This window comes from Streptomyces sp. NBC_01390, from assembly GCF_045040105.1.
Taxonomy (GTDB): Bacteria; Actinomycetota; Actinomycetes; order Streptomycetales; family Streptomycetaceae; genus Streptomyces.
This window is the reverse complement of sequence record NZ_CP109551.1, coordinates 4,317,431-4,343,269: the sequence shown is the minus strand read 5'-3', so window position 1 is coordinate 4,343,269 and position 25,839 is coordinate 4,317,431. Positions and strand designations below refer to the sequence as shown.

Below are 25,839 nucleotides of genomic sequence, written 5' to 3'. Positions count from 1 at the left end.
GACCTGTTCTTGACCTGCTTCGACCGGTTCGGGTGATGGCTCGAACCTGAGCGCGAGCTTGACCTGAGTGCGATACGTAAAGCGGTAACAAGTCCGGCAAGGCGTGTGTTTATCAACGCATAGGACTAATCAGTACATTCGGATGGGCTACGGGTACACCCGGTCACCCTTCCGGGTGGGCGCTGAGCCGGCACGGGTGTGCGAGGAGGTTGCCCAGCAGGCCTTCCGTGTCGCCACCGGGCTTGTGGGCCCGTGCCACGCCTCTGAGGCTGCCGTTGTCGTGGTGGAGGTGGAGTGACAGGGACGGGCTGTTGAGCCGGGCGTCCGCCGTGGGGAGTTGCAGAGGGAAAGCCGCCTGGAAGGCATAGGTCTGCGACGCGCTCGCCGGAGCTTCCGCACTCTCGCCGTTCAGGTGCAGACGGGCCCGGTCGTTCTCCGGGGAGAGCGTCAGCGACACCGGGATGTCTCCCTCGGGGGTGCTGATCGTGCCGCGCCAGTCGGTTGCCGGGAGGTTCGTGGGGCGTGCCGGGTCGGCGGTGAAGGGGGAGATCGACTCGGAGGTGAAGCCGGGGACGAGGGTGGCGAGGATGTGGTGGGTGATCCGGTCGCGGGCTGTCTTGTCGGTGCTGTTGGTCAGTACCGACACCGACAGGCGCTGTTCGGGCACGGTCACGACGATCGCCGCCACTCCGCCCATGCCGCCACCGTGGCTCTGCACCAGCGGGCCGGCACCGCGTGACAGGCACCAGCCGAGCCCGTATCCGAGGCCCGGGTTGACCGGGCGGGCCTCGCGGACGGCCGCCGCCGTCTCCGGTTTCAGCAGACGGTCGTACGACTGGGCGAAGAGCGCCAGTTGGGCGGCCGGGGCCCAGCCGAGGGTCGCGCCGGGGTGACTGGTGTCGCAGTACGGCGGGTAGGGGCGGCCGTCGGGGGTGTAGCGCGTCGCCCGGGGAGCAGGGCCGGGGTAGGTGGGGCCCAGGTGGAGGGCGGCGAGACCCAGCGGCTCGAACACCTGCTCCCGTACGAAGTCCGCGAGGCTCTGGCCCGTCGCCTCCTCCAGCAGGTTGCCCAGGGCTCGGTAGCCGAGGTTGGCGTACTCGAAGGCGGTGTCCGGGGCGCGGTGCGGTACGGCGTACGGGGTCGCGTCGATGCGTTCGCCGTCCCCGGGGTCGCCGTAGTGGAAGTCGTAGTGGGCGCCGAACCCGCCTCGGTGCCGAAGGAGATGGCGGGCGGTCGGGGCAGGCCATCCCTGGTCGCACGCTGTGAACGCGGAGACGGGGGCGTCCAGGTCCAGCAGGCCCTGGTCGGCCGCGACGCAGATCGCCGTCGCCGTCATCGGCTTGGTGATCGAGGCGAGCGCGTAGGCCGTCTCGGGGGTGGCCGGGCGGCCCGAGGCGATGTCCGCGAGGCCGTGGGCCTCGGCCAGAACCACTTCGCCGTGCTCCACGACCGCCGTCGAGACCGAGGGGCAGTGGTGCTCCTCGATGGTCGAAGCGCAGTACTCGGCCAGCCCGTTCAACCCGTTCAGCCCGTTCAACCCGCTCAGCGCGCTCGGTGCGTTCGGCATCCACGCATTCTGGCAGGGGCCAAAGTCGTATGTTTACGGCCGATGTCCCTCGTCCTGGTCACTTTTCGGATACACCGCATCCGGACGGGGGGTTGGCGCGTCTACGTCGGTATGGATCTGGAGAAACCGGCCGCCGAGGCACGGCGGCCCGAGCGGCAGCCCGAAGGGTGTCTCGTCGTTGCGATTCGCCTCCCTGTGCGGATCGTCGTGCTTGTGCTGGTCGTGCCGGTACGGATGGTGTGGGACGCGCTGGTCGCCGGCTGGCGCCTCCTCACGGACACGGTGCTGCGGCCCCTCGGGCGGGCGCTGGCCTGGGTCGCGCGGGCCGTCCTGATCTGGCCGTTCGTCGGGCTGTGGCGGTACGTCGTCGTGCCCCTGGGCACGGCGCTCGGCTGGCTCGGGAAGGTGCTCGTCGTCCTGCCGCTGGTGTGGCTCTTCCGGCACGTGCTGACGCCTCTGGGGCAGGGGATCGTCTGGGTGCTCCGGGGGATCGGCGCCGGGCTCGTATGGGTCTACGCACGCGTGCTCACGCCTGTGGGACACGGCGTGCTGTGGGTGTTCCGGGGGATCGGCGCAGGGTTCGCGTGGGTCTACGCGCGCGTGCTCACGCCCGGCGGACACGGGCTGCTGTGGGCGCTCAGGGGGATCGGGGCGGGCATCGCCGCCGTCGGGCTCGGCCTGTACGCCGTCGTCGCGTGGCTCGCGCGGTACCTGGTCGTCGTACCCGCGAAGTGGCTGTACGAGTGGGTCCTCACGCCGGTCGGCAGGGCCGTCGCCTGGTGTGCCCAGGGGCTTCAGTGGCTCGTGAGCATGGGGTTCATGGGGATCGGGTTCGTCCTCCACTGGGTGCTGCGGCTGCTCCTGGTGCTGCCCGCGCTCGCCCTGTGGCGCTGGGTCCTGGCACCTCTCGGGCGCGCCCTCGCCGTGATCGGGCGCGAGGTCGGGACCGCGCTCGGACATGCCTGGCGCATCGCCGGGCACATCTCGCTCGCCGTCGGACGGTTCCTGGGGACCCTCCTTCGGTGGATCTTCGTGGAGCCCGTGCGCTGGGCCTACCAGGTGGTGCTGACGCCCGTCGGACACTTCGTCCGGGACGCCGTTCTGCGGCCCGCCGCCGAGGCCGCGCGCAGTGTGGGCCGGGTCACCCGGCAGGCGCTGGCCACGGCGCGCGACTCGGCCCGGCAGGCACGCGCCGACTTCCGCCGGATGCTCTTCGGGGAGTCGAAGGAGGAACGCCCGCAGGCGGTCCCCGCGCCCCGGCGGGAACCAGGAAGCGCCGACGGACGTACTCTAGGTAGCAGTACGACCGCACTCACGAAGGACTGAACGACACTGGGCAAGCGACAGCCCGAAGGCCCGCCGCCCGCACTCGCGGTGCAGCGCATCCGACTGCGCTACACCAAGCGTGGCCGCCTCCGGTTCACCAGCCACCGTGATTTCCAGCGCGCTTTCGAGCGTGCGCTGCGCCGTGCCGAGGTGCCGATGGCCTACTCGGCGGGGTTCACGCCGCATCCGAAGGTGTCGTACGCCAATGCCGCACCCACCGGCACGGGCAGTGAGGCGGAGTATCTGGAGATCGCGCTCGCCGAAGCGCGCGATCCCGGCAAGCTGCGTGAGCTGCTCGACGAGTCGCTGCCCACCGGCCTCGACATCGTCGACGCGGTCGAGGCCCGGACCTCCGGGCTCGCCGACCGGCTCACGGCTTCCGTATGGGAGCTGCGACTGGAGGGTGTGGCGCCCGACGACGCGCGCCGCGCCGTCGACACCTTCAACGCCGCCGAGACCGTCGAGGTCCAGCGCCTCGCCAAGAACGGCATGCGAACCTTCGACGCCCGAGGCTCGGTAGCGCACCTCGAGGTACGCGAAGCGGGCGTCGGGGCACGTGTCGAAACCCATTTTGAGACGTACAGTCCACAAGCTGATAGGCCGACCGACCAGCCCTGTGCGATACTGCGGCTGGTTGTTCGGCACGTGACGCCTGCTGTTCGACCCGACGACGTCCTGTCCGGTCTTCGCGCCGTGGCCGACCTCGCGCCGCCGGTCCCCGCTGAGGTGACCAGGCTGGCGCAGGGGCTGTTCGATGAAGAGACCGGCACGGTGACCGACCCGCTCGCGCCCGACCGCGAGGCAGCGGTGGCCCTCTCCATGGCCACTCCGACTGCCGCCGCGTCGCAGGCGCCGGCGTAAGGAAGGTCCCGCGAAGGGACGCACGTCGTAGCGTCGCCCTCGTACTCGGGAGCCACCTGGGTCGGGCAGCGCACAGACCACAAGACTTTCGCCAGGCCGTACGCAACATGGCGTACGGAACCGGCGAGACAGGACACAGAGAGCTCCCGTGCGGCGCCCGCGCCCCGGACGGCGGCACCGCGCACTGCGCGAGCCGCGGACGTCACCGGCACCCAAGCCGGACCGGGCGCGGCGCCCGGGAGCCTGACGGGAGAACTGCCCGCATGCTCGAACCGACCGAACCCGCTTCGGAGCCCACCGAGGGTTCCGCACACGACACCCCCAGCGACACACTGCCGCCGCGCCGACGGCGCCGCGCAGCGTCCCGCCCCGCGGGACCGCCTGTCGCCGGAACCGAGGCCGCCGCCGCGGCCGAGACCACCGCGCCGGCCATACCGGCCGCGGAGGTCGACCAGGTCGCCGTGGCCGATCAGGCCGCCGAGACCGAGCGAGCCGCGGAGGAAGAGGCCGCGCCCGCTCCTCGTGCGCGTCGTCGGGCCACCCGGCGCGCGTCAGCGCCCGCCAAGGCTGCTGAGGCTGCCGTTGACGAACCGGCCGTGACCGCCGTATCCGCCCCGACTGCCGAGGAGAGCGGCGAGCAGGGCGAGAAGAGTGACGAGGAGAGCGCGGCCGTCGAGGCGCCCCCCGTCGTGGAGGAGGCCGCCCCCGCTCCACGTACGCGTCGTCGGGCCACGCGCCGCGTCTCCGCGCCCGCCGCCGTCGAGACCGAGGAAGCAGCCGCCCCGGAAGCTCCCGCGGCAGCGGCGCCCGCAGTAGTCGCCGAGGCTCCGGCCGAGGTGGAGGCCCAGCCCGAGACGCAGCCCGAGACCGAGCCCGCCGCTGAGGACGCCGCGCCGCGTCGTGGGCGTCGTCGGGTCGCCCGCAAGGCCGCTGTCGGGTTCTCCGCGCCCGCGCCCGCCGTCAAGAACGGCGAGAGCGAGGGCGGACGGCGTCCCGCGCGTCCCGCGGTCGCCGTGTTCCAGGCGCCCGTCTTCACCGAGCCGATGTTCCAGACGCCCGAGCGGGCCGCCGCAGCGGCTGCCGCCGAGGCGGCCGAAGACGTCGAGGAAATCGCGGTCGAGGAAGAGGTCGTCGAGGCCGCTCCGGCCGCCGAGGCCGTCGAGGAGCACGCACCGCGCCGCCGGCGCCGTCGTCGCGGTGGCGACGAGGAGCCCGTGGCCGCCGCGCCCGTCGTGGTCGAGGAGCCGGAGTCCCCGGAGTACACGGAAAGCGTCGACGACGCCGACGAGTCCGCCGAGGACAGCGTCGACCAGGACGACGACGGCGACGACGAAGGCGCCGGTTCGCGTCGGCGCCGCCGCCGCGGTGGCCGTCGTAGGCGCCGTGGTGAGTCCGCCGACTCCGAGGGCGAGTCCGGTGACGACGACTACGCCGCCGAGCAGGCCGCGCGTGGCGACGAGGACGCTGCGGACACCGCCGACCAGGTGGACGAGGACGCCGAGGAGGACGAGCGCGACGAGCCGGGCGGTTCCGGTTCCGCCAGCAGCCGTCGCCGGCGCCGTCGGCGTCGTCGTGCCGGTGACTCCTCCGGCGAGAGCGAGCCGGTGCTGGGTGACAGCGACCCCGAGCGCACGGTCGTCAAGGTCCGTGAGCCGCGCCCCAAGAGGGACGAGCACCCGAGCGACGAGGTGCAGTCCATCAAGGGCTCGACGCGCCTGGAAGCCAAGAAGCAGCGCCGCCGGGAAGGCCGTGAGCAGGGACGCCGACGCGTTCCGATCATCACCGAGGCCGAGTTCCTGGCCCGCCGCGAGGCCGTCGAACGCGTGATGGTCGTACGCCAGTACGGCGACCGCACGCAGATCGGTGTCCTTGAGGACAACGTGCTCGTCGAGCACTACGTCAACAAGGAGCAGTCGACCTCGTACGTCGGCAACGTGTACCTGGGCAAGGTCCAGAACGTGCTGCCCTCCATGGAGGCCGCGTTCATCGACATCGGCAAGGGGCGCAACGCCGTCCTGTACGCCGGTGAGGTCAACTTCGAGGCGCTGGGCATGGCCCACGGGCCGCGGCGCATCGAGAGCGCGCTGAAGTCCGGCCAGTCGGTGCTCGTGCAGGTCACGAAGGACCCGATCGGCCACAAGGGTGCCCGTCTGACGAGCCAGGTCTCGCTGCCGGGCCGCTACCTGGTCTACGTCCCCGAGGGGTCGATGACCGGCATCAGCCGCAAGCTGCCCGACACCGAGCGCGCGCGTCTGAAGACCATCCTCAAGAAGATCGTCCCCGAGGACGCGGGCGTCATCGTGCGCACCGCCGCGGAGGGCGCGAGCGAGGACGAGCTGCGCCGTGACGTCGAGCGGCTCCAGGCGCAGTGGGAGGACATCGAGAAGAAGTCGAAGGGCGGCAACGCGCCGACCCTGCTGTACGGCGAGCCGGACATGACCGTCCGCGTCGTGCGCGACATCTTCAACGAGGACTTCACCAAGGTCATCGTCAGCGGAGACGAGGCCTGGCAGACCATCCACGGTTACGTGTCCCACGTGGCCCCGGACCTGGTCGACCGGCTGTCGAAGTGGACCTCCGAGGTCGACGTCTTCGCGACGTACCGCATCGACGAGCAGCTCGCCAAGGCGCTCGACCGCAAGGTGTGGCTGCCCAGCGGGGGCTCGCTGGTGATCGACAAGACCGAGGCGATGATCGTCGTCGACGTCAACACCGGCAAGTTCACCGGCCAGGGCGGCAACCTGGAGGAGACGGTCACCAGGAACAACCTGGAGGCGGCCGAGGAGATCGTGCGCCAGCTGCGGCTGCGCGACCTGGGCGGCATCGTCGTCATCGACTTCATCGACATGGTCCTGGAGTCGAACCGGGATCTGGTGCTGCGGCGTCTGCTGGAGTGCCTGGGCCGTGACCGTACGAAGCACCAGGTGGCCGAGGTCACGTCGCTGGGGCTCGTGCAGATGACCCGTAAGCGGGTCGGGCAGGGCCTCCTGGAGTCGTTCTCCGAGACCTGCGTCCACTGCAACGGCCGCGGTGTCATCGTGCACATGGAGCAGCCGACCTCCGCCGGAGGCGGCGGCAAGCGCAGGAAGCGCGGCCGTGGCGGTGCCGAGGGCGAGCACACCCACGAGCACGATGTGCTGGTCGACGGGGCCGAGGAAGAGGCCGACGCCTTCGAGGAGACGGAGGCGGAGGTCGCCGCCGAGGTCGCGGCTCCCGTCGCGCTGTCGGCGCCCGCCTTCGTGCCCGACGAGGAGCTGTACAACAGCGCTGCCGAGGCGGAGGCCGCGGCCGGCCGCGGCGGCCGTTCGAGGCGGCGCGCGAGCAGGCGGGCCTCGGCTCCGGCCGGAGCGCCGCGGGCGGAGACCCGCCGTGCCGACGGGCGTTCGTCGCAGGGACGTGGCTCGGACGCTGTCACGGCCGAGTCCGTCGTCGCCGAGGCTCCGGTGGAAGCGGACGTGGTGCCGGAGGTGACCCCGGTCGTGGTTCCCGAGGCCGTGGCTCACGCCGAGCCCGTGGCCGTCGAGGACCCGGTGGTCGAGGCGCCGGTCGCCGAAACGCCGGTCGCGGTGCAGGACGACGCGGCTCCCAGGGGCCGTACGCGTCGGCGGGCCACCCGCAAGGTGTCGGCGCCGGCCGGTTCGCCGAAGGCGGCCGACGAGGCCGCTGCCGAGACCGTGGTGACGGCCGTCGTCGAGGCGGTCGCGGAGCCCGTGGCGGCTCCGGCTCCGGTCGAGGCTCCCGTGGTGACCGAGAGCGCTGCTCCGGCCCGGCCGCGGCGACGTGCCGTGCGCAAGGCCACCGCGCCCACCTCCTCCGCGGAGGCGGCCGTCATGGTCGTCCCGGCGGCGGTCACCGAGCCTTCGGCGCCCGCTGACGCAGCCGAGGCCGAGGATGCGGTTCCCGCCAAGAAGACGGCGCGCAAGACCGCCGCCAAGAAGGCGACCACGGCCAAGAAGGCCGCCGTGAAGAAGACCGCGGCGGTGAAGAAGACGGCCGCCAAGAAGACGACGACGGCCGCCAAGAAGGCCACGGCGAAGAAGACGGTGTCGAAGAGGACGGCTGCCGCGACCGAGCAGTCGGCCGAGGCGTCCGTCTCGGCGACCACGGAGGACTGACTTCCTGAGTCAGTGGTACGAGCGGTAGTGGTACGGCGGTCCGTCCGGGTTCCTCCGGGCGGGCCGCCGTCGTCGTCGGGGGGTTTGCGAGCCTCGTGAGCGGGGAAATGGGGCTCAGTTTGACCCGTTCAGGTCGGGCCCGTAATCTTGAGCGTCGGCGTGTCCATAGTTTGTCCATGGCGCGCTACATCCCCGTAAACCTCATCCTCCTGAACACCGGGCATTTTCGGTGCGGCGGGAGAGGCCGTTCGCCTCTGTCGGGCGGCTGGACTGCGGGGGTGCCGTTCCCGAGCGAGAGAGTGAGATCCGCGTGTACGCCATCGTGCGCAGCGGTGGTCGCCAGCACAAGGTTGCTGTCGGCGACATCGTTGAGGTTGACAAGATTTCCACTGCCAAGGTTGGCGACACGGTCGAGCTCTCGACCCTGCTCGTTGTCGACGGCGACGCCGTGACCAGCGACCCCTGGGTGCTGGCCGGGATCAAGGTCCAGGCCGAGATCGTGGACCACCACAAGGGCGTCAAGATCGACATCCTTCGCTACAAGAACAAGACCGGTTACCGCCGTCGTCAGGGCCACCGCCAGCAGTACACGGCGATCAAGGTCACTGAGATCCCCGCGGCTGCGAAGTAAGGGACTGAGGAGAGATGGCACACAAGAAGGGCGCATCGTCCACCCGGAACGGTCGCGACTCCAATGCTCAGCGGCTCGGCGTGAAGCGCTTCGGCGGTCAGGTCGTCAACGCCGGTGAGATCCTGGTCCGCCAGCGTGGCACCCACTTCCACCCCGGCGCGAGCGTCGGCCGTGGCAAGGACGACACGCTGTTCGCGCTGGCCGCCGGTGCGGTGGAGTTCGGTACCCACCGTGGTCGCAAGGTCGTGAACATCGTTCCGGTCGCCTGATCGGTTCTTTCGCGAGGCGGACCTCACTTCCCCTACGGGAAGCGGGTCCGCCTTTCGCGTGTTTTACCTGTGCGGAGAACTCGTGGTTCTCTGCCCGAAGACTTTCGTACGTAACTGGAGGCACATCCCATGACCACCTTCGTGGACCGCGTCGAGCTGCATGTCGCCGCGGGTAGCGGAGGTCACGGCTGTGCCTCCGTCCACCGTGAGAAGTTCAAGCCGCTCGGCGGGCCCGACGGCGGCAACGGCGGACACGGCGGTGACGTGATCCTCACCGTCGACCAGTCCGTCACCACGCTGATCGACTACCACCACTCCCCGCACCGCAAGGCCACCAGTGGCAAGCCCGGCGAGGGCGGTAACCGGTCCGGCAAGGACGGGCAGGACCTGGTGCTGGCGGTGCCCGACGGGACCGTCGTCCTCGACAAGGAGGGCAACGTGCTCGCCGACCTGGTCGGGCACGGGACCTCGTACGTCGCCGCCGAGGGCGGGCGCGGTGGGCTCGGCAACGCCGCGCTGTCCTCGGCCCGGCGCAAGGCGCCCGGTTTCGCGCTGCTCGGCGTACCCGGAGGGCTGCGGGACATCGTCCTGGAGCTGAAGACCGTCGCCGACGTGGCGCTGGTGGGATACCCGAGCGCCGGCAAGTCGTCGCTGATCTCGGTGCTCAGCGCCGCCAAGCCGAAGATCGCCGACTACCCGTTCACGACGCTGGTGCCCAACCTGGGTGTCGTCACGGCCGGGGCCACTGTCTACACCATCGCCGACGTGCCCGGGCTCATCCCCGGTGCCAGTCAGGGCAAGGGACTTGGGCTGGAGTTCCTGCGGCACGTGGAGCGGTGCAGTGTGCTCGTGCACGTGCTCGACACGGCGACGCTGGAGTCCGAGCGGGATCCCGTCTCCGACCTCGACATGATCGAGGAGGAGCTGAAGCAGTACGGGGGGCTGGGGAACCGGCCGCGCATCGTGGTCCTGAACAAGGTCGACGTGCCGGACGGTCTGGACCTCGCCGAGATGGTGCGGCCCGAGCTCGAGGCCCGCGGATACAAGGTGTACGAGGTGTCCGCCGTCGCCCATATCGGGCTGAAGGAGCTGTCGTTCGCGCTCGCCGAGGTCGTCGGGCAGGCGCGGGCCGCCAAGCCCAAGGACGAGGAGACCCGGATCGTCATCCGGCCGAAGGCCGTCGACGACGCGGGCTTCACCGTCGTCCAGGAGGAGGACGGACTCTTCCGCGTGCGGGGCGAGAAGCCCGAACGCTGGGTGCGCCAGACCGACTTCAGCAACGACGAGGCGGTCGGCTATCTCGCGGACCGGCTCAACCGGCTGGGTGTCGAGGAGAAGCTGATGAAGGCGGGTGCCCGGGCCGGGGACGGCGTTGCCATCGGTCCCGAGGACAACGCGGTGGTGTTCGACTGGGAGCCGACGGTCATGGCCGGGGCGGAGATGCTCGGGCGGCGTGGGGAGGACCATCGGCTGGAGGAGCCGAGGCCTGCTGCGCAGCGGCGGCGGGATCGGCAGGCGGAGCGGGACGAAGCGCAGCAGGAGTTTGACGACTTCGAGCCGTTCTAAGGGTGCGGTGGGGGTGGGTGGGGTGTTTTCGCCCCCGCCGCCCCTACCCGTCCCATCCTGTTCCTGGGGGCTGCGCCCCCAGACCCCCCTCCGGCCCTGAACGGGCCTTGTCCTCAAGCGCCGGACGGGCTGGGGGGTGCGGGCCTGCGGTGAAGAGGTGCCGCTGAGGCGGTGGGGGGCGGGTCCTCAAGCGCCTGACGGGCTGGAACTACGGGCCGGTGTCGAGAGGTGCTGTAAGCGCACCCCGCCTGTGGGTTCGTAAAAGTCGTTTTCTATGATCACCCCCTGTTCATTTCTCAGGGGTCTCCTGTTTGTCCGTGTACTCGCGCTGCCATGGGAGCTTCCGTAGGTCCAAGAGGCCTTCCAGGCAACGGAGTTCGACGATGAGTGGAGTCGTTTCGCCCGGCAGACGCCGGTTTCTGACCGTCGGTGCAGCCGCTGTCGGGGCCGCCGCGTCCGGGCAGCTGTTGCTGGCCGGGACCGCCCGGGCCGCGCAGACCCCGTTGCCTGCCGGGGTGTTCAGCCTCGGGGTCGCCTCCGGGGATCCTCTGCCCGACGGCGTCGTCCTGTGGACCCGGCTCGCTCCCGACTCGCTCAACGGTGGCGGAATGCCCGACCGGGCCGTGGTCGTGGAGTGGCAGATCTCCGAGGACTCCCGGTTCCGGCGCAAGGTGAAGCGCGGATACGCCTGGGCGAGGCCCGAGTTGGGGCACAGCGTGCACGCCGACGTACGGGGACTGCTCCCCGACCGGCACTACTGGTACCGGTTCCGGACCAGTGGGCAGCTCTCGCCGGTGGGCCGTACTCGTACCGCTCCCCGGCAGCTCGTCTCCGGCAGCCATCTGCGGCTCGCGCTCGCCTCCTGCCAGAACTGGCAGCACGGCTACTTCACTCCGTACGCCGACATGCTCGCCCAGGACCCGGACGTCGTCGTCTTCGTCGGCGACTACATCTACGAGTCCACATCCGCGATCACCGGCGTACGCCAGCACGAGGGCACCGGTGAGCCGTTCAGCCTCGTCCAGTACCGGAACAGGTACGCCCAGTACCACAGCGACCCGCACCTCAAGGCGATGCACGCCGCCGCGCCCTTCGTCGTCACCTTCGACGACCACGAGGTGGACAACGACTTCGCCGGTGACGTGCCGCAGGACCCCGACAAGCAGTCCCCCGAGGCGTTCGCCGCGCGGCTCACCGCCGCCTACCAGGCCTACTACGAGCACATGCCCGTGCGCGCCACGGCCGTGCCCAACGGCCCCCACATACGGATGCACCGGCGGCTCGACTTCGGGCGGCTCGTGCGCCTCAACATCCTCGACACCCGGCAGTTCCGCAGCGACCAGGCCACCAGTCAGGCCGGCGCCCAGGACCCGGCGATGACCATGCTCGGCGCCGCGCAGAAGCAGTGGCTGCTCAGCAGCCTGCACGGGTCGCAGGCGCGCTGGAACCTCATCGCCTCGCAGATCATGATGGCCGAGACCGACCTCAAGATCGGTGACGGCAAGCTCTGGTACTACGACGCCTGGGACGGCTACCAGGTCGAACGCAACGCGCTGCTCGCCGAGTTCGGACACGTGCGTAACCCCGTCGTCCTCTCCGGCGACCGTCACCTCACCATGATCAGCGACCTGAAGCGTGACTTCGCCGACCCGGGCTCGGCGGTCGTCGGTTCCGAGTTCGTCGGTACGTCGATATCGAGCGGCGGGGACCAGGACCCCGTCGCCTTCCACAAGGAGTGGGACGCGCGGCTGGGTGACAATCCGCACTGGAAGGTCATCGACAACCACCGCGGCTATCACCTCTTCGACATCCGGCGCGCGGGTATCGACGCCCAGGTCCGGATCGCGGACACCGTGACCAGCTCCACCTCCGCCTCCCGGACTCTCGCGAAGCTTCATGTGGAGTCCGGAAAGCCGGGGGTACAGAAGGTCTGACGGGGAAAGGGCCACGGGCGGCCGTCCGCGGAATCGCCGACGCAATTTCTGTGCCATTACTCACAGCCATTCGGGTGGTGCCGGATGAATGACAGGTTGCGCGCGCATATGCGGCGGAGGGCGCTCACCTTGCACTGCGGTAACGGCAGGTGGGACGATTTCAGGGTTCTCCGTTGCCCCGAGGTAGGTCGCCCGTGTCCCAGCACAAAGCCAAGCCCCGCACCACCGCCGTCGTCCTCGCGGGCGGCACCGGTCAGCGGGTGGGTCTGTCGATTCCGAAGCAGTTGCTGAAGATCGCGGGCAAGGCGGTCATCGAGCACACCCTCAGCACCTTCGAGCACGCGGACTCGATCGACGACGTGATCGTCCTGATGGCCCCGGGCTATGTGCCGGACGTCGAGAAGATCGTCGCCAAGGCCGGATTCAAGAAGGTCACCCGGATCATCGAGGGTGGTGCCACCCGCAACGACACCACCGAGGCCGCCATCGCGGCCCTGGGGGAGGGGCTCGCCGAGGGTGAGGACCGCAACGTCCTGTTCCACGACGCCGTACGGCCGCTGCTGTCCCAGCGGGTCATCAACGACTGTGTGATCGCCCTGGAGCGTTACCAGGCCGTCGACGTCGCCATTCCCTCCGCCGACACGATCATCGTCACGCGCACGCACGGCGAGGACGGTGAGTTCATCACCGAGATTCCCGACCGCTCACGGCTGCGGCGCGGTCAGACGCCCCAGGCGTTCAAGCTGTCGACCATCCGGCGGGCCTACGAGGTCGCGGCCGGCGACCCCAACTTCCAGGCCACGGACGACTGTTCGGTCGTACTCCGGTATCTGCCGGACGTACCGATCCATGTCGTCGCGGGCGACGAGTACAACATGAAGGTCACCCAGCCCGTCGACGTCTTCATCGCCGACAAGCTCTTCCAGCTCGCCTCCGCCGCCACGCCTGAACAGATGAGCGAGGAGGCCTACCGTGAGCTGCTCACCGGCAGGACGCTCGTCGTCTTCGGCGGGTCCTACGGCATCGGCAAGGACATCGCCGTGCTGGCCGAGGGGTACGGGGCCAAGGTGTACGCCCTCGGGCGCTCCACCACGGGCACGCACGTCGAGAACCCGGAGGAGGTCGACGACGCGCTGTCCAAGGCGTACTCCGAGACCGGGCGCATCGACTACGTCATCAACACGGCCGGCGTGCTGCGGATCGGCAAGCTCGCCGAGACCGACAACGCGACCATCGAGGAAGCGCTGAAGGTCAACTACCTCGCCCCCGTGCAGATCGCCCGTTCGGCCTACAAGTACCTCGCCGAGACCAAGGGGCAGCTGCTGCTCTACACCTCCAGCAGCTACACGCGCGGCCGGGCCGAGTACAGCCTCTACTCCTCCACCAAGGCCGCGATGGTGAACCTCACCCAGGCCCTGTCCGACGAATGGGCAGGTGATGGGGTCCGCGTCAACTGCGTCAACCCGGAGCGCACGGCCACGCCGATGCGCACCAAGGCCTTCGGCCAGGAGCCCGCGGGTTCGCTGCTGTCCTCCGAGGCGGTGGCCCGTACCTCGCTGGACGTGCTGCTGTCCGAGCTGACCGGGCATGTCATCGACGTCCGCCAGCAGGACCCGACAGCCGCGGCCGGCCGGGCCTCCGGCTTCGAACAGGCACTCGCCGGCGTCCTCGACCGGCAGAACGACGACCTGGCGTAAATTCCACACCGTATTCACAACAACCGCCGGACCGTCACCCAGCAAATTCCTGATTACTTCCCGAGCAATTCCCAGATTTTCCCGGGACTTTCCCAGATACAGGTTCTCCTTGATCTCCACTGCTATTCGCGTCGCCCGGGTGGGCAGCCCGGCCGAGTTGGCCGCGGCGGTCCTCATGATGCTGGGCTTCCCCTGTCTCATGCTGGCCGCGCTCCTCCCGAGCGTGCCCGCCTTCGCCGTCGCCGCCGCAGTGACCTATCTGGCGGACCACTATCTCCACCGTCGGGGCAGCTATCTGGTCAACCGCCTCAGCAAGGTGCGGGCGGGAGTCTCCATCCGGTTCCTGCTACGGGAACTGCTGGTGCTGTTGCTGCTGGCCCGCGCGGACCTCTCGCGAAGCATGATCTTCTACGCGGCGATCGCCTGCTTCATCGCCTTCTACGGCTTCCAGGCCCCGCACGGCGCCCTGATCACGCTGATCCGCAACCGCCGCCGGATGCCGGTCGCCACCCGCAACGTCGACCTGGCCTCGCGCATCGCCATCCCCGACGCCCCGCCGCGCTTCCTGCTGGACCGTTCCACCGAGAAGATGCTCCACCTCGACCTGGCCGCGCTGACCGGCATCCTCATCACCACCGAGACCGGCTCGACGGTGTTCGGCATGACCGGCGTCGGCGTCACCCTCGGACTGGCGTTCCTGTACGTCGTCGCCCTCGCACCCTACGTCCGGGGGCGCCGCATCCCGCCGGACGCGGAGACGGTGCTGGCGGCGACGGACGCGTGGCTGCGCGAGTACCGGCCGCAGACGGTGCTGTACTTCTCCGGCTCCAAGGACTCGGCGTACCAGGTCAACATGTGGCTGGAGACGATGGAGCAGCTGGACACCCGGCCGCTGATCGTCCTCAGGGAACGCGTCATACTGCAGAACCTCGCGCCCACGACCGTCCCCGTCATCTGTGTGCCCGGCGGCATCCATCTGATGAACCTGGACCTGCGCACGGTCCGGGTCGCGCTCTACGCGGCGAACGTCGGCAAGAACATCCACCTGCTGCGCGTACCGACCATGAAGCACGTCTTCATCGGGCACGGCGACAGCGACAAGATCGCCAGCGTGAACCCGTTCAGCAAGGCCTACGACGAGGTGTGGGTCGCCGGGCGAGCCGGGCGCGACCGGTACGCGATCGCCGACGTGGGGGTCAGGGACGAGGACATCGTCGAGGTCGGGCGACCCCAACTGGCGCCCATCCGCGGGTCGCAGGGGGCGCCCGGAGCCCGTATCCCGACCGTCCTGTACGCGCCCACCTGGGAGGGCTGGGACGACGATCCCGGCAACACCTCCCTCCTGCTCGCCGGTGAGAACATCGTGCGCGAGCTGGTGTGGGCGGACCCGCCGGTCCGGGTGCTGTACAAGCCGCACCCCTTCACCGGCACCCGCAGCGACGAGGCCAGGGCCGCGCACGAGCGGATCACCGCGCTCGTCGAGAAGGCCGCGGTGGAGCGGGCCGCCGACCCGCGCTTCCTGGGCGACCTCGGCGAGCAGACGGGCGCCAAGGCCGACCTCGCCCGTATCGAGGCACGGCTCGCCGAGCTGGCCGGGCCCGCCGGTGAGAAGGGCGACGAGGCGGAGGCGACCCGGGACGGGGTGGTCGACGTGGAGCGGCACGAGGAGATCGCGAAGCTGCGCACCGAGTGGAACGACGCGTACTGGCGTTCGTTCGGCGCCGGGGAGCACCGGGTCGTCACGGGCGCCGAGCCACGGCTGTACGACTGCTTCAACGTGTCCGACGCGATGGTCTCCGACATCTCCAGCGTGGTCTCCGACTTCATCGCCAGCGGCAAGCCGTACGCCGTGTCGGACTCGGCGGCGCTGGGCGCGGAGGAGTTCAAGCGGCAGAACACCGCCGTACGAGCCGCCGTGATCCTCTCCAACAGCGCCGCGGAACTGGGGCAGTTGCTGGACGCGGTGCGCGACCCGGCGGCCGATCCGCTGGCCGGTGAGCGGGCGGAGCTCAAGCGGTATCTGCTCGGGCCCGACGAGCCGCCGTCCATCGAGCAGTTCAACACCGCGACGGCGGACCTCGCGGTGAAGGCCGAGACACGCAACGCGGGGCAGAAGCGGCAGGCGGCGGCGACCGCGCGCACCTGAGGGGGCGCGAGCGCCGGGGCGCGGCCCCTGCGCGCGCGGGCCGGCAGGGCGCGCAGGCCCACGGCGCCCGGTCGGGTGGGCGGGCTCCGGTCCACGCTCGGGCCGCCGATGTCCCCGCAGGCACTGCGACCGGGGGTGATGCGGGGAGATGCCCTCCGCGGACGGGGCCCCGGCAGGCGCGGATCGGCGGTGAGATCCGCCGTCCGCCCACTGGACCGACGCACACCCCCGCTCCTGTTCGCGTAAATTGCGCGTCAGCGCAGCCGGACGATCCGCGCCGGACGACCGAGGGGACAGCACGCAGGTGGCAGGGGCAAGGCAGGCCGTCGCAGGGGCTCACAGGATTGTCGTCAAGGTGGGTTCCTCGTCGTTGACCACGGCGGCCGGCGGCCTCGACGCCGACCGGGTCGACGCGCTCGTCGACGTCCTCGCCACCAGCCGCAGCGGCGGTGAGAAGGAGATCGTTCTCGTCTCCTCCGGCGCCATCGCCGCCGGCCTCGCCCCGCTCGGTCTGCGTCGGCGCCCCAAGGACCTGGCCCGTCAGCAGGCCGCCGCCAGCGTCGGGCAGGGGCTCCTCATCGCCCGCTACACCGCCTCCTGCGCCCGGCACGGCATCCGGGTCGGCCAGGTGCTCCTGACCTCCGACGACACCAGCCGCCGCGCCCACCACCGCAACGCCTCGCGCACCCTCGACAAGCTCCTCGCGATGGGCGCCCTCCCGGTCGTCAACGAGAACGACACCGTCGCCACGGACGAGATCCGCTTCGGCGACAACGACCGCCTCGCGGCCCTTGTCGCCCACCTCGTACGGGCCGACCTTCTCGTGCTGCTGTCCGACATCGACGGTGTGTACGACGGCGACCCCAGCAAACCCGGCACGTCACGGATCGCCGAGGTGCGGAGCCCGGCGGACCTCGCCCAGGTCGACATCGGCAGTGCGGGCAAGGCCGGCGTCGGCACCGGCGGCATGGTCACCAAGGTCGAGGCCGCCCGGATCGCCGCCGCCGCCGGTATCCCGGTGGTCCTGACCAGCGCGGTGCACGCCGCCGACGCCCTCGCCGGCCGGGACACGGGCACCTACTTCCACGCCACCGGCAGGCGCTCCGCCGACCGGTTGCTCTGGCTCCAGCACGCCTCCACCCCGCAGGGCTCGCTCAGCCTCGACGACGGCGCCGTGCGCGCGGTCGTCCAGGGGCGGAAGTCGCTGCTGCCGGCCGGGATCGCCGCCGTCGAGGGCGAGTTCGTCGCCGGTGACCCGGTCGAGCTGTGCGACAGCGCGGGCCGCGCCGTCGCACGCGGGCTCGTCAACTTCGACGCCAAGGAGATCCCGCAGCTGATCGGCCGCTCGACGCGCGAACTGGCCCGCGAACTGGGCCCCGCGTACGAGCGCGAGGTCGTGCACCGGGACGACCTGGTCATCCTGAACCCCTGAGCCCTGCAGCCCTGCAGCCCTGCAGCCCTGGGGCGCGTCGGCCGTCTCCTTTCACCTCCTTTTACTTCAGTCCCGCAAAGGCCGAAAACAGGGGGAACGCCCCGCAAATCCGCCCGCCGTGAGGTGGACGTTCCGCAAAAGTGCCCCATGAAGCGTGCGCACCTGCTTCTCTCTGTTTCAGGGAGATTCCGCACGACCATCGGGTAAAGGAGGCCGCCGTGAGACGAGTGCGCCCTGGGGCGGCGACGTCCCGCGGTGGAAGCGCCTCCCGCAAGGTGGGCGAGGAGCGCGCCCTGACCAGCGTCGCGGCGGGCGCCCACTTCGAGGAGGCGTTCGAGGAGCCGAAGGACATGCCGCGTCTGTGGCATGTGACGCTCAGCGTCTCCGGCGCCGAGGCTCCGCTGAAGGAGGTCCGGCGCGGTCTGGAACAGCTCGCCCACGACCACCCCTTCCTGCTGACCAGCAGATACGCCAACGACCACGCGGAGATCCGCTACTGGGAGGAGGCCCGCGATCTGCACGACGCCGCGGCCGTCGCCCTGCGGCTGTGGGGCGAGCACCGCCAGACCGCGAAGCTGCCGCCCTGGGAGATCGTCGGCCTGGAAGTCATCGACCGTGAGACCTACCACTACCGCATCGCCGAGGGCTTCGGCCCCCTGCCGGCGACCCCGGTGGGCGTCCACCCCTTCTAGGGGCCGTCCGGCGGATTTGAGGGGTCTCCTTGCGGGGTCTCGGGGGCCTGTCTCGGGGTTTGGGATAGCCGCTGGACGGTTCCGCCCGGCGCACTACGCTTTCCTCATGCCCACGCTTTCGCCGTACGACTCGATGTCCCCGGTCACACAGGCCGCCTACCGTGCCAAGTCCGCCGCCGCTGACCTCGCCCCCCTGCCGCGGGCCGAGAAGGACGACGCGCTCCTCGCCGTCGCGGACGCGCTGGAGGTCCGTACGAGCGAAATCGTCGAGGCCAACGCCAAGGACATCGCCCGCGCGCGGGAGGCCGGCACCAGCGAGACGGTCATCGACCGGCTGACGCTCACCCCGGAGCGGGTGCGCGCGATCGCCTCCGACGTCCGGGACGTGGTGGCGCTGCCCGACCCGGTCGGCGAGGTCGTCCGCGGGTCCACGCTCCCCAACGGCATCGACCTGCGCCAGGTCCGCGTCCCGCTGGGCGTCGTCGGCATCATCTACGAGGCCCGCCCGAACGTGACGGTCGACGCCGCCGCCCTCTGCCTGAAGTCCGGCAACGCGGTGCTGCTGCGCGGCTCGTCCTCGGCGCACGAGTCGAACACCGCCCTGGTCCGGGTGCTGCGCGACGCCGTCGGCGGAGCCGGCCTGCCCGCCGACGCCGTGCAGCTCGTACCCGGCGAGGGCCGCGAATCCGTACGGGAACTGATGCGCGCCCGTGGCCTGGTCGACGTACTCATCCCGCGCGGCGGCGCCTCCCTGATCCGGACCGTCGTCCAGGAGTCGACCGTCCCCGTCATCGAGACCGGCACGGGCAACTGCCATGTGTACGTGGACGCGCAGGCCGACATCGACATGGCGATCGAGATCCTGATCAACTCCAAGGCCCAGCGCCCGAGCGTCTGCAACTCCGCCGAGACCCTCCTCGTCCACCAGGACATCGCCCCCGAGTTCCTGCCGCGCGCCCTGGACGCGCTGGCGGAGGCCGGGGTCACCGTGCACGCCGACGAGCGGGTGCTGGCGTACGCGAAGGACTCGAAGGCCACGGTGGTCGAGGCGACCCTGGAGGACTGGGAGACCGAGTACCTGTCGTACGACATCGCCGCAGCCGTCGTCGACTCGCTGGAGCGGGCCGTCGACCACATCCGGCTGTGGACCTCCGGGCACACCGAGGCGATCGTGACGACCTCGCAGCAGGCCGCCCGCCGCTTCACCCAGCTGGTCGACTCGACGACGGTCGCCGTCAACGCCTCGACGCGCTTCACCGACGGCGGTCAGTTCGGTTTCGGCGCGGAGATCGGCATCTCGACGCAGAAGCTGCACGCGCGCGGCCCGATGGGGCTGCCGGAGCTGACCAGCACCAAGTACATCGTCACCGGCGACGGGCATATCCGCCGCTGAGAGGCATGGTCGCGGGTCGTCCGCCGGGGCGCCCGGCGGACGGCGGGCGTACGCCCGGCGCTGTGCCCCGGCGGGCCGGCGCGGGCGACGGCGGCCGACGACGAATGAAACGCATCTCATCCAGTAGCTGAATTTCCCTACCGTCTGCCCAAATTGACACCCCCGGTCTACTCTGGATCCGTGCCGGAGGACGTGGGGGGCACGCCGTTCTTCCCTGACGGCTGGGAGCCCGACGACGACCACGACCGCGGGGTGTCGGACGAAGAGTTCGCCTCCGTGGTCTTCGACGAGGCCTTCGTACAGGCGGCCGTGGTGCACGAGCCGACCGCCGTCGAACGCCTCCTTGCCGCCGCGCAGGCGAGAGCGGAGGCCTCCGAGGCCGAGGCCCGCCGGGCGCACGCCAGAGGCCTCAGAGACGAGCGCCACGACGACTCCTTCGGGCCCGACGACCCCGCCTACTACGGCCACGGCCGGGATCTCCACGACCTGGACGACGCCGACATCCTGGAGGGCCGCTACGGCGCTCCGGGCACGCACGGCAAACAGGTCTCCCGCTGGCACCGCCCCGTGGCCTGGATGCTCGCCCTCGTGATGGGGATCGGCATGGTCGCGCTGGCCTTCACGGCGGTCTACCGGGGGGCGTCCTCCAGCCGCGAGGAGCAGGTGCCGCCGCCCGCCTCGACCAATCTCGAGCAGGGCGGAAAGACGACACCTTCGGCCTCGGCCGACTACTCCCGGCCGGCCGTGTCCGCGTTCCCCCGCACTCCCTGACCCGAATGCACCCGCGCCCTGTCCCTTCCTGGTGGGAACCTGTCAGAACTGTCGAGCAGCGGCGCGTTTACCGAGGCTTCGGGAGACCTACTCTGAAGGTATGGGCGGACCAGGAGACCCACCTGAGGGGACACCCGAGGCTGCCCCTGGTGGCGGCGAGGACGAGTACCGATCCGTCGTCTTCGACGAGTCGTTCGTCCGCGCTGCCCGGCTCCAGGAGTTCTCCGCGCAGGAGCGTCTGGACGACCACGCACCGGCCGTACGCCGTCGCCAGCCCCGGCACCGGGGGCTGTCCTGGCAGGCGCTGACCCTCGTGCTGTTGATCGCCGTCGCCTTCGGCACCGCGATCTACATGGGCGTACGGAATCCTTACCAGAGCCCGGTCGCCGAGTCGGCCCCGGAGCCGCTGCGGATGACCGTCATCCCCCTCGCGCCGCAGGGCGCCGTGCCCGGCGCCACCGATCCTGAACAACTGTTCGAGCACAGTCCGGCGGCCCAGTTCGGCATAGGCGCCGAGGGCATCTCACTGCCCGCCACGCGACGCACCGAGCACTTCTCGGACAGTCAGGTCGTGACCGCCCTGACCGCCGCCAAGGACTATCTGGTCGAGTCCTCGCTCTATCCGGAGGTGCTCGCCGGCGGCGAGGTCCGAGCCGTGCGGGTGATGCTCGATCCCGACCAACTCGACCAGTTCGACCAGAGTTTCGATCAGCCGACCGCCGACGGCAGGCACGCGCCCACCGGCTGGCTGGTCCGCTTCGACCCCTCCCGCGCCCAGCTGGCCGACGACAGGATCCGCGTACGGGGCACCCTGCGGGCCACCGAGACCGACTCGGCGACCCTGGAGGTCGTGGCCGACCACACCTTCGTGTACGCGGTGCGCCCGACCGGCGCCGGGGAGCGGGCGAAGGCGTCCCTGTTCACCGTCCGGCGCGAGCTGCACTTCAGCTTCGACCGCGACGACCTGCGCATGCACCAGGTCCGGCTGGTCGTCTCCTACGTCCAGGCCGGACCGCTGTCCTGCGCCGAGGACTCCTCGAACCACTTCCGCCCGCTGCTGGCCGGCCAGACCGCCAAGGCGGGCGGGCCCGCCGGCACGGATCCGTACGCGACGGGCGGTGCGACGGCGCTGTGCGGCTCACTGGCGGCAGGAGCGCAGCCGAAGGTGTGACCGGTCAGGCCGGCGGCCGGCGAGCCTCCTGGAGCGCTTGTCAGGCGTCGTCGCGAGGGGGCTGGTCGTTGGGCGGGGTGGAGTCGCCGGGCGCCGGGTTGCCTTGTCCGCCGAAGCCGCGCCGGACCCGCCCGCCGAGGTCGCCCGCCCCGCCGGCGATGTCGGAGACCAGCTTCATCAGCGGGTCCTTCGAGTTCTTGACGTTGCTCGCGTAGCTCGCCGCCGACTCACGGAAGGAGCCGGACACCGAGGTGTCCTTGTCCTCCGTGCGGCGCGGGTAGTGGCCGTCCATGATCCGCTGGAAGTCGCGGGACTCCGCCCACTTCTTCAACTCGGCGGCGCGCACGGTGGTGAAGGGATGAGTACGGGGCAGGACGTTGAGGATCTTCAGCACGGAGTCGCGCAGGTCGCCCCCCGCCTCGTACTCCTCCGCCTGGGCGAGGAACGCGTCCACGTTCATCTCGTGCAGATGGTTGCCGCCGGCGATCTTCATCAGGCCGCGCATGGACGCCTTGAGGTCCTGGCCGACGAGCAGTCCCGCGCGGTCGGCGGACAGCTCCGACTTGCGGAACCACTCGCGCAGAGCGGTGACGATCGCCATGATCGCGAGGTTGCCGAGCGGGATCCAGGCGACGCGGACGGCCAGGTTGGTCAGGAAGAGCAGGATGGTCCGGTAGACGGAGTGCCCGGAGAGGGCGTGTCCGACCTCGTGCCCGATGACCGCCCGCATCTCCTCCTCGTCGAGCAGTTCGACGAGGCCGGTCGTGACGACGATGATCGGATCGTCCAGACCGATGCACATCGCGTTGGGCTGCGGGTCCTGGTTGACGTACATCGGCGGGACCTTCTCCAGGTCCAGGATCTGGCAGGCATCCCGCAGCATGGCGTCGAGATGGACGAACTGCTGGTCCGAGACGCGCACGGAGTCGGACAGGAACAGCAGCCGCAGACTGCGCTCCGGAAGCAGCGCGCTGAGCGCCTTGAAGACGGTGTCGAACCCGCTCAGCTTGCGCAGGGCGACCAGGGCGGAGCGGTCGGCCGGGTGTTCGTAGGCCCGCGAGGAGATCCCCGGGAAGCGGGTGCGCTGTCTCCCGGGCACGTTCTCGTGGCCCTCGGGCCCCTGACTGTTGCTGTCACGGCTGTCGTCGGACATGTGTTCCCCCACGCGTCTGATTGCCCTATGTGCCCCCCGAAGCGGAGTCCAGCCTAGGCGGAGATACCGTGGCGGGGCAGCACACCCTAAGGAGCGATCCGATGGACCACACCCCCGTAACCGACTGGATCACCGAGGCCGCGAGCGCCGCCGAGAAGCAGGGATCCGGCGATCTGCTCCGGGTCGTGCTGATCGTGATGTTCTTCGGCTGCATCCTGACCGCGTGGTTCCTGCTGCGGGGGTACAGGCAGAAGGACGACTGAGACGGGCCGGAAGTTCCCCCGCCGGCCCCTCCCCGGGCCTGTCGGCGGAGTCGGCGTGATCCTCGTCGCAGGGCACGCTTACCATGAGCCGACGTCGTTATCCCGCCCTCACCGGATAGGTCCTGCCGAAGATGAGCCTCCACAGCACCGCAGCCCAGTTGGTCACCCTCGCAGCCGAGGGCGAGGAGCACGGCGGCAACCACGAGAGCCTCAGCCCCTACCTCACCGGTGGCGGCGCCCTCTTCATCCTGCTGCTCCTGCTGTGGGTCACCACCCGCTTCAACCGCGACCGCTGAGTCGGTTCCGGGAGGGTTCGGACACCGCGGCCGGTGCCCTCGGGCCGGGCCGGTAGGGTCTGCCGCATGGGAGAGCAGGACATGCCTACCGGTCCGGCGGACAACGCCGGCGACCGTCCGGCGCACGACGCGAAGAGCCGTCCGGGGCTCCGGCGCGTGCTCGGCAACGGTCCGTCGAGCCCCGGCAAGCGCCGCCTCGGTGTCATGGGCGGGACATTCGATCCGATCCACCACGGACACCTCGTGGCGGCCAGTGAGGTCGCCGCGCAGTTCCACCTCGACGAGGTGGTGTTCGTACCGACCGGACAGCCGTGGCAGAAGACCGACCGCAGTGTGTCGCCGGCCGAGGACCGCTATCTGATGACGGTCATCGCGACCGCCGAGAACCCGCAGTTCTCGGTCAGCCGCATCGACCTCGACCGCGGTGGGCCGACGTACACCACGGACACCCTGCGCGACCTGCGCGCGCTCAACCCCGAGTCGGACTTGTTCTTCATCACGGGCGCCGACGCGCTCGGCCAGATCCTCACCTGGCGCGATGCCGACGAACTGTTCTCCCTCGCGCACTTCATCGGAGTCACCCGGCCCGGCCACACCCTGACCGACCCCGGACTCCCGGAGGGCGGTGTCTCGCTCGTCGAGGTTCCCGCCCTGGCCATCTCGTCCACAGACTGCCGTGCGAGGGTCGCCAAGGGCGACCCGGTCTGGTATCTGGTTCCGGACGGTGTGGTGCGCTACATCGACAAGCGCGAGCTGTACCGCGGCGACTGAGCCGAGAGGGGCACCGGTGAACGACCGACACGACTCGGGGTACGACGGCGACCAGCAGTACGAGCTCGCCGGCTACGACGACTACGGCCGGCCTGTGTACCAGCAGGTGCCGCCACCCCAGCAGCAGTACCAGCAACAGCAGCAGGCACAGCCGAACCCGCAGCCGTACGACCCGTACGCGCAGCCGACCCCACAGCAGCAGGGATACGAGGGGTACGGCTACGACCCGTACGCGACCGGGCAGCAGCAGCCCACCCCGTCCTACGACCCGTACGGCGCCGGGAACCCGGCCACGGCCACCGGGTACGACCCCTACGGGCAGCCGGCGAACAGCGGGCAGCAGCCCCGGGTCGCCGAGCAGGCACCGCCGTCGGTGCCGACGGCCCGGACCGCGCAGGCAGCACCGACCGCCTACGTCCCGCAGCAGGGCGGTCCGGCGGACGGGGACCTGCCACGGGTCCAGGGGGCCCAGGACGCCTCGCAGGACCAGGGTGAAGGCGCCTACAGCACCCAGCAGTTCGCCTTCGTCGAGGAGCCCACCGGTGACTCCGAGGACGTCATCGATTGGCTGGACTTCACCGAGAACCGCAGCGAGCGCCGCGAGGAGGCCAAGCGCCGCGCCCGCGGTCGCGCCATCGCCCTGATCGTCGTCCTCGCCCTGGTGGCGGTGGGCGGGGTCGGCTACCTCTGGTACGCCGGGAAGCTGCCGGGGGCATCGTCCACGGACAGCGGGACCGGCGGGGCCACCACCGCGGGGCCCCAGAAACGGGACGTCGTCGTCGTCCACCTGCACAACACCAAGAAGGGCGGCACCTCCACGGTGCTGCTCGTCGACAACGCCACCACCAAGCAGGGCACCACGGTCCTGCTGCCCAACTCGCTCGCTCTGACCGACGACGACGGCACCACGACGACGCTCGCCAAGTCCGTCGACGACGACGGCTCCTCCGGGACACGCGACGCGCTCGACACCGTCCTCGGCACCGACATCGAGGGCACCTGGCGGCTCGACACCCCCTACCTGCAGAACCTCGTCGAACTGGTCGGCAACATCGACATCGACACCAACACGGACGTACCCGACCCGGCTGCCAAGAAGGGCGAGGCGCCCCTGGTGAAGAAGGGCGAGGCCCAGACCCTCAGCGGCAAGATGGCCGTCGCCTACGCCACCTACCTCGCCCCCGGCGAGGCCCAGGACGCCCAACTGGAGCGGTTCGGGCAGGTCATACAGGGAGTGCTGCGCAAGCTCTCCTCCGACGCGCAGGCGGCGACGGTCACCGTGCAGACGCTGGCGCAGATCCTCGACCCCTCGCTGACCGACAAGGACCTCGGCAGCTTCCTCGCCAGGCTCGCCGACCTCGCCAAGGGCGGCGACTACAAGACAGCGCTGCTGCCGGTCAAGGGCGACGGCACCCTGAGCGCCCAGGCCGACTCCTCGGTCGTGAAGACCGTGCTCGGCGGCACCGCCAAGAGCCCCGACAAGGACGCCGCGGTCCGGGTCTCCGTCCAGAACGCCACCGGCGACAAGGGCGACACCGAGAAGGCCCGCGTGATCCTCCTGAACGGTGGCTTCACCTTCCTGGAGGCCGGTACGGCCGACACCGCGCGCGCCACCTCCCTGGTCACCTATGGCGACGCCGCCGACAAGGAGAACGCCGTCGAGACCGCCAAGACCCTGGGGCTGCCCACGAGCGCGGTCAAGAAGGGCACCGTCTCCTCGAACGCGGACGTCTCCGTGATCCTCGGCCAGGACTACAAGCCGACCTCGTGACCGCGCACACCCCG

The 25,839-nt window shown here is 70.5% G+C and carries 20 protein-coding genes; 18 read left to right on the top strand and 2 right to left on the bottom strand.

The features are described from left to right. Positions 1-163: 163 nt before the first annotated feature. The gene (locus OG241_RS19340) at positions 164-1,567 is read right to left on the bottom strand and encodes a serine hydrolase domain-containing protein (protein WP_405816786.1); all 1,404 of its coding nucleotides are present in this window, start codon (positions 1,565-1,567) and stop codon (positions 164-166) included. Positions 1,568-1,678: 111 nt separating this feature from the next. Between OG241_RS19340 and OG241_RS19335 the strand changes: the two genes are divergently transcribed. The 14 genes from OG241_RS19335 (at position 1,679) to OG241_RS19270 (ending at position 21,571) form a co-directional block, all read left to right on the top strand. Continuing rightward, positions 1,679-2,893 carry a hypothetical protein gene (locus tag OG241_RS19335; protein ID WP_405826309.1) on the top strand — a complete coding sequence of 405 codons (1,215 nt, stop codon included), beginning with the start codon at positions 1,679-1,681 and terminating at the stop codon, positions 2,891-2,893. A 48-nt stretch (positions 2,894-2,941) separates the two neighbouring features. After that, on the top strand, positions 2,942-3,754 hold the full coding sequence (locus OG241_RS19330) for a TIGR03936 family radical SAM-associated protein (RefSeq protein WP_405816785.1): 813 nt from the start codon (positions 2,942-2,944) through the stop codon (positions 3,752-3,754). Positions 3,755-4,017: 263 nt separating this feature from the next. Continuing rightward, entirely contained in the window at positions 4,018-7,869 is a 3,852-nt protein-coding gene (locus OG241_RS19325) for a ribonuclease E/G (protein WP_405816784.1), read from the top strand. Between the two features lie 310 nt (positions 7,870-8,179). Continuing rightward, the gene (rplU, locus tag OG241_RS19320) at positions 8,180-8,500 is read left to right on the top strand and encodes a 50S ribosomal protein L21 (RefSeq protein ID WP_006374708.1); all 321 of its coding nucleotides are present in this window, start codon (positions 8,180-8,182) and stop codon (positions 8,498-8,500) included. A 14-nt stretch (positions 8,501-8,514) separates the two neighbouring features. Beyond that, positions 8,515-8,769, top strand: coding sequence for a 50S ribosomal protein L27 (gene rpmA / locus OG241_RS19315; RefSeq protein ID WP_006374707.1), 255 nt, complete (start codon positions 8,515-8,517; stop codon positions 8,767-8,769). A gap of 129 nt (positions 8,770-8,898) precedes the next feature. Then, positions 8,899-10,335 (top strand): GTPase ObgE, encoded by a 1,437-nt coding sequence (gene obgE / locus OG241_RS19310; protein WP_405816782.1) that lies wholly within the window; start codon positions 8,899-8,901, stop codon positions 10,333-10,335. 383 nt (positions 10,336-10,718) lie between these two features. Then, a complete protein-coding gene (locus tag OG241_RS19305; protein ID WP_405816781.1) occupies positions 10,719-12,269 on the top strand; it encodes an alkaline phosphatase D family protein in 1,551 nt (516 codons plus the stop codon). A 194-nt stretch (positions 12,270-12,463) separates the two neighbouring features. Then, positions 12,464-13,966 carry an SDR family NAD(P)-dependent oxidoreductase gene (locus OG241_RS19300; RefSeq protein ID WP_405816779.1) on the top strand — a complete coding sequence of 501 codons (1,503 nt, stop codon included), beginning with the start codon at positions 12,464-12,466 and terminating at the stop codon, positions 13,964-13,966. Between the two features lie 109 nt (positions 13,967-14,075). After that, a complete protein-coding gene (locus OG241_RS19295) occupies positions 14,076-16,112 on the top strand; it encodes a hypothetical protein (protein WP_405816778.1) in 2,037 nt (678 codons plus the stop codon). Between the two features lie 304 nt (positions 16,113-16,416). Further along, entirely contained in the window at positions 16,417-17,544 is a 1,128-nt protein-coding gene (proB, locus tag OG241_RS19290) for a glutamate 5-kinase (protein ID WP_405816777.1), read from the top strand. 227 nt (positions 17,545-17,771) lie between these two features. Next, positions 17,772-18,236 carry a hypothetical protein gene (locus OG241_RS19285; protein ID WP_405826307.1) on the top strand — a complete coding sequence of 155 codons (465 nt, stop codon included), beginning with the start codon at positions 17,772-17,774 and terminating at the stop codon, positions 18,234-18,236. A gap of 106 nt (positions 18,237-18,342) precedes the next feature. Beyond that, a complete protein-coding gene (locus tag OG241_RS19280; protein ID WP_405816776.1) occupies positions 18,343-19,629 on the top strand; it encodes a glutamate-5-semialdehyde dehydrogenase in 1,287 nt (428 codons plus the stop codon). A 153-nt stretch (positions 19,630-19,782) separates the two neighbouring features. Further along, the gene (locus tag OG241_RS19275; RefSeq protein ID WP_405816774.1) at positions 19,783-20,400 is read left to right on the top strand and encodes a hypothetical protein; all 618 of its coding nucleotides are present in this window, start codon (positions 19,783-19,785) and stop codon (positions 20,398-20,400) included. 100 nt (positions 20,401-20,500) lie between these two features. Then, positions 20,501-21,571, top strand: a complete 1,071-nt coding sequence (locus OG241_RS19270; protein WP_405816772.1) for a hypothetical protein — start codon at positions 20,501-20,503, stop codon at positions 21,569-21,571. Positions 21,572-21,611: 40 nt separating this feature from the next. On the opposite strand, the gene OG241_RS19265 is transcribed toward OG241_RS19270, so the two are convergent. Then, the gene (locus OG241_RS19265; protein WP_405816771.1) at positions 21,612-22,724 is read right to left on the bottom strand and encodes a M48 family metallopeptidase; all 1,113 of its coding nucleotides are present in this window, start codon (positions 22,722-22,724) and stop codon (positions 21,612-21,614) included. A 101-nt stretch (positions 22,725-22,825) separates the two neighbouring features. Between OG241_RS19265 and OG241_RS19260 the strand changes: the two genes are divergently transcribed. The 4 genes from OG241_RS19260 (at position 22,826) to OG241_RS19245 (ending at position 25,825) form a co-directional block, all read left to right on the top strand. Then, the gene (locus OG241_RS19260) at positions 22,826-22,987 is read left to right on the top strand and encodes a hypothetical protein (RefSeq protein WP_006376179.1); all 162 of its coding nucleotides are present in this window, start codon (positions 22,826-22,828) and stop codon (positions 22,985-22,987) included. A 131-nt stretch (positions 22,988-23,118) separates the two neighbouring features. Beyond that, entirely contained in the window at positions 23,119-23,283 is a 165-nt protein-coding gene (locus OG241_RS19255) for a hypothetical protein (protein WP_405816770.1), read from the top strand. Positions 23,284-23,349: 66 nt separating this feature from the next. Further along, entirely contained in the window at positions 23,350-24,054 is a 705-nt protein-coding gene (nadD, locus tag OG241_RS19250; protein WP_405816769.1) for a nicotinate-nucleotide adenylyltransferase, read from the top strand. Positions 24,055-24,070: 16 nt separating this feature from the next. Next, positions 24,071-25,825 (top strand): LytR C-terminal domain-containing protein, encoded by a 1,755-nt coding sequence (locus OG241_RS19245; protein ID WP_405816768.1) that lies wholly within the window; start codon positions 24,071-24,073, stop codon positions 25,823-25,825. The last annotated feature ends 14 nt before the right edge of the window (positions 25,826-25,839 follow it).